A 13,764-nucleotide genomic window follows, 5' to 3' on the forward strand; every position below is an offset into this window, starting at 1 on the left:
TCCACGGCGGCCCGGTGACCGGGACACCACCGGATCCCACCGGCGCCCGCCCGGCGGGGCGGCCCCGGGCCGACGGACCCGAGCCGGGCGGACGGCGGACCCGGTCGGTCAGGCCCCGTCGGCCTTCGCCACGGCGTCGATCGCGGCCAGTGACCGCCGTACCTGATTGCGGTCGGTGGTGTACCAGAAGTCCGGCAGCGACGCCTTGAGGAAGCTTCCGTACCGGGCGGTGGCCAGCCGGGGATCGAGCACCGCCACCACACCCCGGTCCCCCGTGGCCCGTACCAGCCGCCCCGCGCCCTGTGCCATCAGAAGCGCCGCATGGGTGGCGGCGACGGCCATGAAGCCGTTCCCGCCGTCCTCCTCCACCGCCTTCTGCCGGGCGCTCATCAGGGGGTCGTCCGGCCTCGGGAACGGGATCCGGTCCATGACCACCAGCTGACAGCTCGGTCCGGGGACGTCGACGCCCTGCCAGAGGGAGAGCGTGCCGAACAGGCAGGTCTCCGGATCGGCCGCGAAGTTCTTGATCAGCTCGCCCAGTGTCTCCTCGCCCTGGAGCAGAATCGGGTGATCGATCCGGCCGCGCAGCTCCTCGGCGGCCGCCTGGGCGGCCCGCATCGAGGAGAACAGACCCAGGGTCCGGCCGCCCGCCGACTCCACCAGCTCGGTCAGTTCGTCCATCATGTCGCCGCGCGAGCCCTCCCGGCCCGGAGTCGCCAGATGGCGCGCGACGTACAGAATCCCCTGCTTGGGATAGTCGAACGGCGAGCCGACGTCGAGGCCCTTCCACCGCGGGACGTCGTCCCCCTCGGTCCCCTCCGGCGGCAGCCCGAGGGACGCCCCGACCCCGTTGAAGTCCCCGCCGAGCTTGAGCGTCGCGGAGGTCAGCACCACCGACCGCTCGGTGAACAGCTTCTCCCGGAGCAGGCCCGCGACCTTCATCGGCGCGACGCGGACGGAAGCGCCGAAGCGGTCGTGCCGCTCGTACCAGACCACGTCGTACTCGGAGCCCTGGGTGATGCGCTCGGCCACGTCGTGGACGCTCTCCACGGAGGCCAGGGCCTGCTTCCGTACGGCGTCCTCGTCCTGGGCGGACTGGCCGGACTTGTCCCGGGTGGCGCCCAGGGCCGAGATCACCGTACGGGCCGCGTCGCGCAGCGCCAGCAGGGCGTACCCGAGGTCCTCGGGGATCTCCTCGAGACGGCCGGGCAGCGCCAGCTCCATGACCCGCTCGAAGGTCTCGGCGGATGTCTGCAGGGCGTCGGCGGCCTTCTCGTTCACCAGCTTGGCCGCCCGGCGCACGGCCCGGTTGACCTGGCCGGGGGTCAGCTCGCCGGTGGCAGCGCCGGTCACCCGGGAGGCCAGCTCATGGGCCTCGTCGATGATCAGCACCTCGTGCGGCGGCAGCACCGGGGCACCCTCGATCGCGTCGATGGCGAGCAGGGCGTGGTTGGTGACGACGACCTCCGCGAGCTTCGCCCGCTCCCGGGCCGTCTCCGCGAAGCACTCCGCGCCGTAAGCGCACTTGCTCGCCCCGAGGCACTCCCGCGACGAGACGGACACCTGTCCCCAGGCCCGGTCCGACACCCCCGGTGTCAGGGCGTCGCGGTCCCCGGTCTCGGTCTCGTCGGCCCAGTCCCGCAGCCGGAGCAGGTCCTGCCCGAGCTTGCTGCTGGGCGCGGCGGCCTCGAAGGGGTCGAAGAGCCCTTCCTCGTCGTCCTGCGGGACGCCCTCGTGCAGCCGGTGCAGACAGAGGTAGTTCGACCGCCCCTTGAGCATGGCGAACTCGGGGCGCCGGCGCAGCAGGGGGTGGAGCGCGTCGACGGTACGCGGCAGATCGCGCTCGACCAGCTGGCGCTGGAGGGCGAGCGTGGCGGTGGCGATGACGACCCGCTCGCCGTGGGCCAGTGACGGCACCAGATAGCCGAGCGACTTTCCGGTGCCGGTCCCCGCCTGGACGATCAGGTGGGTGCCGTCGTCGACGGCCTCGGCGACGGCCTCGGCCATGCTGATCTGGCCGGGGCGCTCCACGCCACCGACAGCGGTGACGGCGGCATGGAGAAGTTCGGGGAGGGATGGCTTCGTCATAGGCGGACCACCCTACGTGCCGCCACTGACAGCGGGCCGCGATCCGGCCGGATCCACCCGCAGGGGTGGAGCGGGGAGATCGCCACCCCGGGAGCCGAGAGGTTGCCGCCGCGCTGTAACAGCTGCGTCGCACCTCGGATACGGCTCCCCCACGGCACGCGACCGGGCTGAACACTGTCCCTGCGGCCGCCCGTATCCCGTACGTACCGACGACGGCGCCGCCGCGGACCCGGGGCGGGCGTTCCTCATCCGGACCCGCCGCCCCCGGTGGGCGGCGACCTTGTAAGGTTCGCGGCGGCTCCGTCGAGCCACGGCGGCCGGTCGCCGCGGTGTCCGGGCCTGCCAGGCCCGGGACGCGTACCGACCCGGCAGCACCGATGCACCGAAGTTCAGGGGGGATTCAGAGATGCGACCCATGCGCCCGACGCTGGCGGCGGCCTCCATAGCCGTCGTCCTCGCGCTGACGGCCACCGCCTGCGGCGGCGACGCGACCACCGCGGGCGACGAGCCGAAGCTGCCCACGAGCCTGCCCGTCGACGGACTGATCCCGGACGATCTCAAGGACCGGCTCAAGGAGCACGGGATCGACCTGGAGAAGTGGCGCGACGGCGAATGGAAGAACTGGGACCGGGACACCTGGCTCCGCGAGGCCAGGGACTACATCAACCCCATCATCGAGGGGCTGTGGAACCCGGACCGGATGCGTGACGCGGAGAAGCCCGAGCAGCCCACCGACAACGACATCTCGGGTGACCAGGGGGTCACCGACCCCACCCCGGCGCGGGTGACGGCACAGCCCGTGAACGCCCCGTACCGCTCCGGCGCCCCCGAGGCGGGCAAGGTCTTCTTCGACGGGCCGAAGGGCTCCATGGTCTGCTCCGCGACCGTGGTCAAGGACCCGGCGAACCCGGGCAAGTCCAATCTGCTGTGGACCGCCGGGCACTGCGTCCACGCGGGCAGCAAGGGCGGCTGGTACCGCAATATCGCCTTTGTGCCGTCCTACAACGACCAGGCGAAGCCCTCCGGGGCGCTGGAGAGCGCACCCAAGGAGCAGGTCGCCCCGCACGGTGTGTGGTGGGCGGACTGGGCGCAGACCTCGGACCAGTGGATCGAGCAGGGCGCCACGTCGGGTGGCCGGGGCGCGCCCTACGACTTCGCCGTCGTCCATGTCACCCCCGAGAAGGGCGGCGCGGGCAAGTCCCTGGAGGAGACGGTCGGTTCGGCGCTGGAGGTCGACTTCGCCGCTCCGGCCGCCGCGAAGATCGACCGGCTGCGGGCGACCGGCTATCCGGCGGGGCCGCCCTTCGACGGCCAGCGGATGTTCCAGTGCGCGGACCGGCCGGGGCGGCTCTCCGTGAAGGCCGACCAGCCGACGATGTACCGGATCGGCTGCACCATGACCGCCGGTTCGTCCGGCGGCGGCTGGGTCACCGAGGGCGCCGGCGGCTCGCCCGTCCTGGTGTCCAACACCTCGATCGGCCCGGTCTCGTCGGGATGGCTGGCCGGTCCGCGGCTCGGCGCCGAGGCGAAGGGCGTGTACGAGGCCGTCAGCAAGAAGTTCGCCCGGCGGTAGCGGGGCCGGCCGGGTCCGGGGTTCCCCGCGGCGGACGTTGCGTACACCGCACAGCTCGTACGCCGCCCAGCTCGTACCGCGGACCCGTTCGTACCGTTCGTACCGCTCGGCCTCCCGGACCGCGACGGCCCGTACCCGCCCGCTCGGGCGACCATCCGCCGGCTCCCCTCAGGGTCCCGTGCCGCGCACCGGCACGGGACCCGGCACGTCCCCCCGTCGTCCCCCCGCACCCCGCGCCGTAACCACCCGGGGCCCTTCCGCACGACCCAGGAGATCCGTTCCCCATGCGACCGATACGTCCACTGCTCACCGCCGTCGGTCTGGCCTCGGTACTGGCCCTGACCGCGGCGTGCGGGCAGAGCGACGACCGCGCGTCCGACGAGCCCAGCGCCTCGTCCCCCACCGCCGGCACCGGTGTCGGTGTCGGCGGTGCCTCGCCGTCGCCGTCGACATCGGCCACGACCGCGCCGAGCCCGTCGGCGACGGCCGGTGGCCGCCCCTCCGGTTCCTCCGGCGGTACGTCCACCCGGCCCCGGGACACCTCCCGGGGCTCCGTCGACGAGGAGAAGTGGCGCGAGGGCGGCTGGCAGGACTGGAGCCCCGAGACCTGGCCGCGGGAGCCGGACGAGTTCGTCAATCCGGAGATCGACGACCTGTGGGCGCCCGACCGTATGGTCACCGCCCGGCCCCCGGACCGGATCGTCGGCCCGGGCGGCGAAGCCGTGGGCGAGGACGGTTCCGACCCGGAGCCGAGGGCCGTCGCGGCGCGGCCGGAACGGACGCCGTACCAGCGGTACGCGGCGACGTCGGGCAAGGTCTTCTTCGACGCCCCCGAGGGCACGATGGTCTGCTCGGCGACCGTGGTGAAGGACCCGGCGAACCCGGGCAGGTCCAACCTCGTCTGGACCGCCGGGCACTGTGTCCACGCGGGCGCCGAAGGCGGCTGGTACCGCAATGTCGTCTTCGTACCCGCCTACAACTCGCGGGGGCTGTCCCGGCGTGAGCTGGCGTCCGCCGCGCCGTCCGACGTGGCGCCGTTCGGCTCGTACTGGGCGGACGGGGTGGCCACCTCCGACCAGTGGATCCGTACCGGGGACGCGTCGGACGGCACGGGTGCCTCGTACGACTACGCGGTCGTCCGGGTGAAGCCCGGGGCGGGTGGCGCGTCGCTGGAGGAGACCGTCGGCGCCGCGCTCGACGTCGACTTCGCGGCGGCCCAGCCGCACACGGTGAAGTCCCTCGTCGTCCGGGGCTACCCGGCGGCCCGCCCCTACGACGGGGCGCTCATGCACTCCTGCACCGGTCGGCCCGGCCGGTTCGCCTTCGAGGCCGACAACCCGGTGATGTGGCGGATGGGGTGCAGCATGACCGGGGGTTCGTCGGGCGGCGGCTGGTTCGTTGACCGCGACGGTACGCCCGTACTCGTCTCCAACACCTCGATCGGCCCCGCCGACCCGGTCTGGCTCGCCGGACCCCGGCTGGGGAAGGAAGCCGAGCGGATCCTCACGACCCTGAGCGCGTCGAGTACGCCGGCCACCGCCGACCCCGCCGTACCGGCCTCGCCCCAGGAATAGGAGTCCCGGGGCGGGAGCCCGGAACGACGACCGCGCCCGTCGCCCGCCGTGGAAACGGCGGGCGACGGGCGCGTGAGCGTTCCGGCCGGGGCGCGGCCGGGGTGGTTCAGCTGCCGACCAGCGTGTACGGGGCGAGGGCCGACGCCAGCTCCTCGTGGACCCGCGCCTTGAGGAGCGTGCCTTCCGAGGTGTGCTCCTCGGAGAGGATCTCGCCGTCCACATGGACCCGGGACACCAGACCGCCCTGTGTGTACGGCACCAGGGCCTCGACCTCGACCTCGGGCCTGGGCAGTTCGAGGTCGATCAGCCCGAGCAGCTTCTCGATGCCCTGCCCGCTGCGCGCCGAGACCGCGATGGCCCGCCGCTCGATCCGCAGCAGCCGCTGGAGCACCAGCGGATCGGCCGCGTCCGCCTTGTTGATCACCACGATCTCGGGCACGTCGACCGCGCCGACATCGCGGATCACCTCGCGCACGGCGGCGAGCTGCTCCTCCGGAGCGGGGTGCGAGCCGTCCACGACATGGAGGATGAGATCGGCGTCGCCGACCTCCTCCATGGTGGAGCGGAACGCCTCGACCAGGTGGTGCGGCAGATGCCGGACGAATCCGACCGTGTCGGCCAGGGTGTAGAGCCGCCCGCTCGGGGTCTCGGCCCGCCGGACCGTGGGGTCCAGGGTGGCGAACAGGGAGTTCTCCACCAGGACACCGGCGCCCGTGAGCCGGTTCAGCAGGGACGACTTCCCGGCGTTGGTGTAACCGGCGATCGCGACCGACGGCACCTTGTGGCGCCGGCGCTCCTGCCGCTTGATCTCCCGGCCGGTCTTCATCTCCGCGATCTCACGGCGCATCTTCGCCATCTTCTCGCGGATCCGCCGCCGGTCCGTCTCGATCTTGGTCTCACCGGGGCCGCGGGTCGCCATCCCGCCGCCTCCGCCGCCACCCATCTGCCGGGAGAGCGACTGTCCCCAGCCGCGCAGCCGCGGCAGCATGTACTGCATCTGGGCGAGGGCGACCTGCGCCTTGCCCTCCCGCGACTTGGCGTGCTGGGCGAAGATGTCGAGGATCAGGGCCGTACGGTCGACCACCTTGACCTTGACGACGTCTTCCAGATGGATCAGCTGGCCGGGGCTCAGCTCACCGTCGCAGACCACCGTGTCCGCGCCGGATTCGAGGACGATGTCCCGCAGCTCCAGGGCCTTGCCCGAGCCGATGTAGGTGGCCGGGTCCGGCTTGTCACGGCGCTGGATGACGCCGTCGAGCACCATGGCGCCCGCCGTCTCGGCGAGCGCGGCCAGCTCCGCGAGGGAGTTCTCCGCGTCCTGCACGGTCCCGGAGGTCCATACACCGACCAGCACGACGCGCTCAAGGCGCAGCTGACGGTACTCGACCTCGGTGACGTCCTCGAGTTCGGTGGAGAGTCCCGCGACCCGCCGTAGGGCGGCGCGTTCGGAGCGGTCGAGCTGGTCGCCGTCCCTCTGTCCGTCGATCTCGTGGCTCCAGGCGACGTCCTCTTCCATCAGGGCATCGGCCCGAAGGCTCTCCGTGCGCGTCTGAGCGGAGCTCTGCTGTTCCTGGGAAGGGGATGAAGAGGAGGTCATTTGATCCTTACGTCGATGGGAGAAGTTCATGGGCTCGTGGGAGCGGGCCCGGGTCGTCCCGGAAGGGGCCCGTCACGACCTCCTCCGGCACGGCCTTCGTCGATCACAACGCGTGACGCTCCCGGATGATTCCCCGGTCCGCCGGTCCGGATACCTGTTCCGGTCCGTCGGGGCGACGCGGTGTCGACGACAGGTCGATGGTCGCACGCCGTAGTCGGGCCCGTCACCCCGGTTTCGCCGCCGTCGTAGCCGCCGTCGTAGCCACCGTGGTGTCCGGTTTCGCCGCCGTGGTGGCCGCTGTGGTGGCCGCGGGCTGCGGGGCGGCGGGCTGTGCTGCGGCGGTCGACGTGACCGCCGGCGACGCCGTCGTCGCGGGCGTGCTCCGCCAGTCCGGGTGTCCGGGCATGGGCGGTGTCCGGTCCTCGTACAGCCAGGACCTGAAGAAGGGCTCCAGGTCGCGGCCCGCGATCCGGGACGCCAGCCGGGCGAAGTCGGCGCTGCCCGCCGTGCCGTCGCGGTACTGCCGTACCCAGGCCCGTTCCAGCCGTTCGAAGGCGTCCGCCCCGATCGTCTCGCGCAGCGCGTACAGGACCAGTGCGCCGCCGTCGTACACGACGGGCCGGAACAGGCTGATCTTCTGGCCGGGCGCCGGGGGCCCGGGCGCCGCCGGAGGGCCGCCGTCCGCCCGCCACTGGTCGGAGCGCCGGTACGCCTCGCGCATCCGGTACTCCAGGGTGTAGCCGCCGCGTTCCTCGGCGTAGAGCGACTCGTACCAGGTCGCGTGGCCCTCGTTCAGCCACAGATCGGACCAGGCACGGGGGGTGACGCTGTCGCCGAACCACTGGTGCGCCAGCTCGTGCACCATGATCGAGTCGATGTACCACTCGGGATAGGCGGTGCCGAACAGGGACCGTTCGAACAGGGACAGGGTCTGGGTCTCCAGTTCGTAGCCCGTCCTGGCGTCGGCGATCAGGACCCCGTACGTCTCGAAGGGGTAGCGGCCGACACGGCTCTCCATCCACGCCATCTGGGCGGGGGTCTTCCGCAGCCAGGGCTCCAGCTTCTCCTGGTCGGCGGCGGGGACGACGTCCCTTACGGGGACTCCGCCCGGTCCTTCCCGGGTCGGGACGGCCGACCGTCCGATGGAGACCTGGGCCAGTTCGGTGGCCATGGGGTGCCGGGTCCGGTAGACCCAGGTGGTGGTGTCGCCGTTGTCGGTACGCCGCTTGCGCACCCCGTTGGCGACGGCGGTCAGCTCCTCGGGCGCGGTGATCCGGAAGGTGAAGTACGCCTTGTCGGCGGGGTGGTCGTTGGAGGGGAAGACCCGGTGGCCCGCGTCGGCCTGGTTCGCCATGGCGAGACCGTCGCCGGTACGGATCCAGCCGCCGGCGTTGCGGGGGCCCCGCGGGTCGCTGGTGTGCCGGACGGTGATCCGCGCGCGGCTGCCCCGGTCGAGGGGGCGTTCGGGCCGGACGACGAGGTCCTCGTCGGCGGTGGCGAACCCGGCGGGCTCCCCGTCGACCTCGACGGAGCCGACGGTGCCGTGGGTGAAGTCCAGGTTCAGGCGCTCCAGCCGGTCGGTGAGCTTGACGTCGACGACGGTGACGGCGTCCAGCGGCTCGGTGTTGCTGCCCCGGTAGGTCAGGTCGATGTCGTACGCGACGACGTCGTAACCCGGGTTGCCCAGGGTCGGGAAGAGGGGGTCCCCGATGCCCAGGGCGACCGGGTCGGGCGGTGGCAGTACGGCGGCGACCAGCGCGGCGCACGCGGCCCCGAGGACGGCGGCCCGCAGCGGCCCGCGGACGGCCCGGGGGATCCCGCAGGGCCGGGCGGCCGGCCGGGCGGCGGTGAGGGACGGCAGATGCGTGGACGGCATGTGCTACGGCTACCAGCGCGCCGGTGCGGGCGGGCGGCGGCGCGCGTCGGTTCCCCCGAACGGGTCAGGCGGTGGCCGCCGGATGCTGGGTGCGGCTGACGTCGTACACCCCGGGAACGCCGCGCATCGCCCGCATCAGCGACGGCAGTCCGGTCGCGTCGGGCAGTCGCAGCGTGTACGTGTGCCGGACGCGCTGCTGGCTCGGGGGTTCCACGGTGGCGGAGACGACGGCCGCGCCCTCGGCGGCGATGGCCTCGGTGAGATCGGCCAGCAGCCGGGGGCGGCCGAAGGACTCGGCGACGAGGGTGACCCGGCAGCCCGTGGCCTCGCCCCAGCGCACCGGGACGGGCTCCCGGTCGAGGGAGCGCATCCGGGTCACGGCGGGACACTCCTGGCGGTGGACCGTCACCACGCCCCCGCGGACGGGGAAGCCGGTGACCGCGTCGGGGGGTACGGGCGTACAGCATCCGGCGAGCCGTACGGTCGCCGCCTCCGCGGTCACCTCGGCGCCCGGGAGGTCGATCAGCGCGTTCGCGCCCCCCGGCAGGCCGGGGGCGACGGGGACGGGCCCGCGGGGCGTGGCCGCGGGCGGGGCGGCGCCCTCCGGGTGGGCGTCGAGCCAGGCCGTGATGGCGATCCGGGCGGCGGGCGTACGGGCGTGGTCGAGCCAGTCGGGGGAGGGCCCGGACGCGGCCTCCCTGGACGCGCCCCTGGCCTCGTCGTCGACGAGCAGCAGCTGCACCGTGTCGCCGTCCTTGAGGACCGTCCCCAGGGCGGCGAGACGGCCGTTGACCCGGGCGCCGATACAGGCGTGGGCCCGCTGCCCGTACTGGGCGTACGCGGCGTCCACGCAGGTCGCCCCGGCGGGCAGGCCGAGGGTGCCCCCGTCGGCGCGGAAGACGGCGATCTCCCGGTCCTGGGCGAGGTCGGCGCGCAAGGAGGTCCAGAAGGCGTCGGAGTCGGGGGTGGCCTCCTGCCAGGCGAGGAGGCGGGAGAGCCAGCCGGGGCGGGTGGGGTCGGCCCGCTCGCCGTCGGCGCCGTCACCGCCGTCCCCGGGCGCGCCGGGGTCGGCGGGGTCCTGTGCGCCGGACTCGGCGGGGGCGTACGGATTGCCGAGGGCGATCACCCCGGCCTCGGCGACCCGGTGCATCTGATGCGTACGGATGAGGACTTCGGCGACCGTGCCGTCCGGGCCCGCGACGGCCGTGTGCAGCGACTGGTACAGGTTGAACTTGGGGGCGGCGATGAAGTCCTTGAACTCGGAGACCACCGGGGTGAAACAGGTGTGCAGCTCACCGAGTACGCCGTAGCAGTCGGCGTCCTCGCCGACCAGGACGAGGAGCCGTCCGAAGTCCGTGCCGCGCAGTTCGCCCCGTTTGGCGGCGAACCGGTGGACGGAGACGAAGTGGCGCGGCCGGATATGGACCTCGGCGGCGATACCGGAGTCCCGCAGCACGGCCCGGAATCTCTCGGCGACCGCGTCGAGTACGGCCCGGGCGGCGGAGTTCTCCGCGATCAGGGCCCGGGTCCGCTCGTACTCGGCGGGGTGGAGGATCGCGAAGACCAGGTCCTCCAGCTCGGTCTTGAGCGCCTGGACCCCGAGCCGTTCGGCGAGGGGGATGAGGACGTCCAGGGTGACCTTGGCGATCCGGACCTGCTTCTCGGGGCGCATCACCCCGAGGGTGCGCATGTTGTGCAGCCGGTCGGCGAGCTTGATCGACATCACCCGGACGTCGTCGCCGGTGGCGACGAGCATCTTCCGGAACGTCTCGGGCTCGGCCGCCGCGCCGTAGTCGACCTTCTCCAGCTTGGTGACCCCGTCGACGATGTACGCCACCTCGGCGCCGAACTCCCGCTCCACCTGGTCGAGCGTCACATCGGTGTCCTCGACGGTGTCGTGGAGCAGGGACGCCGTCAGAGTCGTGGTCTCCGCGCCGAGTTCGGCCAGGATCAGGGTGACGGCCAGCGGATGGGTGATGTACGGCTCGCCGCTCTTGCGGAACTGTCCCCGGTGGGAGGACTCCGCGAGGACGTACGCCCGGTGCAGCGGCGCGAGATCGGCGTCGGGGTGGTGGGCCCGGTGGACGTCGGCGACGTGCCCGATGGCGTCGGGCAGCCGGTGCCGGGCGGCGGGCCCCTGGAGTGCCGCGCGCCCCAGCCGGCGGAGGTCGATCCGGGACCGGCCGCGTCGACGGCTGTGGGCACCAGGGTTGGCGGCCTCTGCACTCATGGGGCACCTCCGCGCGGAATCGATACGCAACGCCCGGCGGTCGGCGGAGCGTTCGTGCCCCCGGGGCCGGTGCTTGATGCTACCGAGCCCACCGCGTGGAGCAGTCCGGCTCTCGCCCAGCGTGAACCGGATCACCCGTTCGAGCGAAGCTCTATGCGCCGGTGGTTTCGGAGCGTACGAGCAGGGCAGGTCCGATGTAACCCTCAGCGACGATCACGGCGGGGCCCGTCATCTCGATCTCCCCGTCCGGCCGCTCCGTGATCACCAGCCGTCCGCCCGGCAGTTCGACGGTGTACGTGGCGGGCACCCCGGTCTCCGCCGGGTCGGCGCCGTCCCGGCGGGCCGCCGCCACGGCGACGGCGCAGGCGCCCGTGCCGCAGGAGCGGGTCTCCCCGGAGCCCCGTTCGTGGACCCGCATGGCGAGCCGGCGCTCCCCGCGGTCGACGACGAACTCCACATTGACCCCGTGCGGATAGACCTCGGCGGGGGCGTAGGCGGGCGCGGTGCGCAGTTCGCCCGCCTGGTCGAGGTCGTCGACGAAGGCGACGGCGTGCGGGTTGCCCATGTCGACGTTGCGGGCGGGCCAGCTCAGTTCGCCGACGGTCACGGTGACGTCCCGCCCTGGCAGGGTCGCCCGGCCCATCCGGACGGTGATCTCGCCGCCGTCGGGGTCCTCCGGGGTGCCCTTGGCGATATGGACGGTCTTGACGCCGCCCCGGGTGGCCACGGCCAGCTCACCGGCCCCGGTGTGGCCCGCGTGCTGGAGGTAGCGGGCGAAGACCCGTACGCCGTTGCCGCACATCTCGGCGACGGAGCCGTCCGCGTTGCGGTAGTCCATGAACCATTCGGCCGCCCCGGCGAGGTGGCGCGCCTCGGGGTGGGCGGCGGACCGGACCACGTGCAGGACGCCGTCGCCGCCGATCCCGGCCCGCCGGTCGCAGAGCCGGGCCACGGCCGCCGGGGTCAGATCGAGGGCGTTGTCCGGGTCCGGGACGATCACGAAGTCGTTCTCGGTGCCGTGCCCCTTGAGGAAGGCGATCGGCGCGGCCGGGCGCGCGGTCTCCCGCGGGGGGCGCGAAGGCTGTGCGGTGCTCACGCCGTCCATCGTACGAGGAAGGCGGCGTCGACCGGGTCCCGGACGGGGTCGTCGGCCGGGCCGGGCCCGTACGCCGCGTGGGATCCGGGCGGTACCCGGGTGGGACTGGCCACCGGGCGGCTCAGCGGAGCCGGGCGACCCGCCAGACCGCCAGGGCGACCGCCAGGGCCGCAACACCGACGTAGAGCGCGAGGACCCGCCAGTCCGGGCGCTCGCCGGAGCCCCGGGACGGCAGGCCGGGCCAGGTGTACCCGACCCGGCGGGCCGCCATCACGCCCCAGCCGGCCGCGCAGCAGCTGAGCAGCAGGCCCAGCATGGCGACCACGGCGCCCGCCTCGCCGGTACCGAAGGCGAGCGGGAAGGCGAACATCAGCGATCCGACGGCGGCCAGGACGACGATGGGCGCGAGCTGCCAGATCCGCAGTCTGCGCGCGGGACGCAGTTCGACCTCGACCTCGTCCGTGACGATCTCCTGGTCGTCCGGACCGTCGGGGCTGAGCCCGGGTGCGCCGTCGACGACATCACGTGGCTGCTGCTCGGTGTCGTGAGGGCCGGCCTCCATCGCCACGCGCCCTCCCAACTCGGACTCCACGTCGATCGATGCTCGATGATGGCACGGCCGGAGGTGTCTGGATGACGGGCATGGCGTCCCGATGCCATCACGTGATCAGGCTGTAACCGCTCGTTCGATCAACGCCAGCGCCCGCCGCGGAAGTTCCCCGCGGTCCGCCGCCGCTCCACTGAGCCAATGCACCCGGGGGTCCTTCCTGAACCATGAATCCTGACGGCGCGCGAAGCGTTTGGTGGCGCGTACGGTCACGTCGCGCGCCTCCTGGTCGGTGCACTCTCCCGCGAGGGCGGCGAGGATCTGCTGGTAGCCGAGGGCGCGCGACGCGGTCAGTCCCTCCCGCAGCCCCCGCCCCTCAAGCTCCCGTACCTCGTCGACGAAACCGGCCTCCCACATCACGTCGACCCGGCGGGCGATGCGCTCGTCCAGTTCTGGCCGGGCGACGTCGACACCGATCTGCACGGTGTCGTAGACCGACTCGTGGCGGGGGAGATTGGCCGTGAAGGGCTTGCCCGTGATCTCGATCACTTCGAGGGCGCGGACGATACGGCGGCCGTTGCCGGGGAGGATCGCCCGGGCCGCCTCGGGGTCGGCGGCGGCGAGCCGGGCGTGCAGGATCCCGGGTCCGTTCTCCGTCAGCTCGTCCTCCAGGCGGGCGCGGATCGCCGGGTCGGTGCCGGGGAACTCCAGGGCGTCGACGGCGCCGCGCACATAGAGCCCGGACCCGCCGACGAGGACGGGGGTACGGCCTGCGGCGAGGAGCCGGTCGATCTCGGCCCTGGCGCGCCGCTGGTACTCGGCGACGCTCGCGGCCTCGGTGACGTCCCAGATGTCGAGCAGATGGTGGGGGACGCCGCCGCGCTCCTCGACCGTCAGCTTGGCGGTGCCGATGTCCATCCCCCGGTAGAGCTGCATGGAGTCGGCGTTGACGACCTCACCGCCCAGTTCACGGGCGAGGAAGACACCCAGATCGGACTTTCCGGCCGCGGTGGGACCGACGACGGCGATGACCCGCGGGGCGGGGGCTGCGCTACTCACCGTCCCAGTCTCCCAAACCCGGCGGGGGTGTCCCCGATCGGGCGAGGTGACGGGGCGGCGGGGGCTTCGTTCCTGTTGCGGAGTCGCGCACACCGTTCCGCGGCCCCGGGGGCTCCCCCGGGGC

9 protein-coding genes are annotated in these 13,764 nt (G+C 73.2%); 2 read left to right on the forward strand and 7 right to left on the reverse strand.

The window, feature by feature from the left end; translation table 11 throughout:
* Positions 1–108: 108 nt before the first annotated feature.
* Positions 109–2,088 (reverse strand): ATP-dependent DNA helicase, encoded by a 1,980-nt coding sequence (locus ACFXG1_RS25820; RefSeq protein ID WP_384716244.1) that lies wholly within the window; start codon positions 2,086–2,088, stop codon positions 109–111.
* 406 nt (positions 2,089–2,494) lie between these two features.
* On the opposite strand from ACFXG1_RS25820, the gene ACFXG1_RS25825 reads away from it, so the two are divergent.
* Positions 2,495–3,661 (forward strand): trypsin-like serine peptidase, encoded by a 1,167-nt coding sequence (locus tag ACFXG1_RS25825; RefSeq protein WP_384723986.1) that lies wholly within the window; start codon positions 2,495–2,497, stop codon positions 3,659–3,661.
* 284 nt (positions 3,662–3,945) lie between these two features.
* Positions 3,946–5,235: a hypothetical protein gene (locus ACFXG1_RS25830; protein WP_384744721.1), complete on the forward strand. Its 1,290-nt coding sequence runs from the start codon at positions 3,946–3,948 to the stop codon at positions 5,233–5,235.
* Between the two features lie 106 nt (positions 5,236–5,341).
* Here ACFXG1_RS25830 and hflX read toward each other — a convergent pair whose 3' ends face one another.
* The 6 genes from hflX to miaA all read right to left on the reverse strand — a co-directional run bounded on the left by hflX (position 5,342) and on the right by miaA (position 13,640).
* Positions 5,342–6,832, reverse strand: coding sequence for a GTPase HflX (hflX, locus tag ACFXG1_RS25835; RefSeq protein ID WP_384720103.1), 1,491 nt, complete (start codon positions 6,830–6,832; stop codon positions 5,342–5,344).
* A gap of 223 nt (positions 6,833–7,055) precedes the next feature.
* Positions 7,056–8,708, reverse strand: coding sequence for a M1 family metallopeptidase (locus tag ACFXG1_RS25840; protein ID WP_384720101.1), 1,653 nt, complete (start codon positions 8,706–8,708; stop codon positions 7,056–7,058).
* A 64-nt stretch (positions 8,709–8,772) separates the two neighbouring features.
* Entirely contained in the window at positions 8,773–10,938 is a 2,166-nt protein-coding gene (locus ACFXG1_RS25845) for a RelA/SpoT family protein (protein ID WP_384744723.1), read from the reverse strand.
* 151 nt (positions 10,939–11,089) lie between these two features.
* Positions 11,090–12,043, reverse strand: a complete 954-nt coding sequence (dapF, locus tag ACFXG1_RS25850) for a diaminopimelate epimerase (protein ID WP_384719502.1) — start codon at positions 12,041–12,043, stop codon at positions 11,090–11,092.
* 112 nt (positions 12,044–12,155) lie between these two features.
* Positions 12,156–12,596, reverse strand: coding sequence for a hypothetical protein (locus ACFXG1_RS25855; RefSeq protein ID WP_384719506.1), 441 nt, complete (start codon positions 12,594–12,596; stop codon positions 12,156–12,158).
* Between the two features lie 105 nt (positions 12,597–12,701).
* Positions 12,702–13,640, reverse strand: a complete 939-nt coding sequence (gene miaA / locus ACFXG1_RS25860; protein ID WP_384719500.1) for a tRNA (adenosine(37)-N6)-dimethylallyltransferase MiaA — start codon at positions 13,638–13,640, stop codon at positions 12,702–12,704.
* Positions 13,641–13,764: the final 124 nt, after the last annotated feature.

The sequence above is a fragment of the Streptomyces sp. NPDC059248 genome (assembly GCF_042753905.1).
Classification (GTDB): Bacteria; Actinomycetota; Actinomycetes; order Streptomycetales; family Streptomycetaceae; genus Streptomyces.

What these genes read in the sequence shown, in the direction of transcription:
- hflX (WP_384720103.1), bottom strand. Translation starts at nt 6,832, where the DNA reads ATGACCTCCTCTTCATCCCCTTCCCAGGAACAGCAGAGCTCCGCTCAG.
- ACFXG1_RS25845 (WP_384744723.1), bottom strand. Translation starts at nt 10,938, where the DNA reads ATGAGTGCAGAGGCCGCCAACCCTGGTGCCCACAGCCGTCGACGCGGC.
- ACFXG1_RS25840 (WP_384720101.1), bottom strand. Translation starts at nt 8,708, where the DNA reads ATGCCGTCCACGCATCTGCCGTCCCTCACCGCCGCCCGGCCGGCCGCC.
- ACFXG1_RS25855 (WP_384719506.1), bottom strand. Translation starts at nt 12,596, where the DNA reads ATGGAGGCCGGCCCTCACGACACCGAGCAGCAGCCACGTGATGTCGTC.
- dapF (WP_384719502.1), bottom strand. Translation starts at nt 12,043, where the DNA reads ATGGACGGCGTGAGCACCGCACAGCCTTCGCGCCCCCCGCGGGAGACC.
- ACFXG1_RS25820 (WP_384716244.1), bottom strand. Translation starts at nt 2,088, where the DNA reads ATGACGAAGCCATCCCTCCCCGAACTTCTCCATGCCGCCGTCACCGCT.
- ACFXG1_RS25825 (WP_384723986.1), top strand. Translation starts at nt 2,495, where the DNA reads ATGCGACCCATGCGCCCGACGCTGGCGGCGGCCTCCATAGCCGTCGTC.
- ACFXG1_RS25830 (WP_384744721.1), top strand. Translation starts at nt 3,946, where the DNA reads ATGCGACCGATACGTCCACTGCTCACCGCCGTCGGTCTGGCCTCGGTA.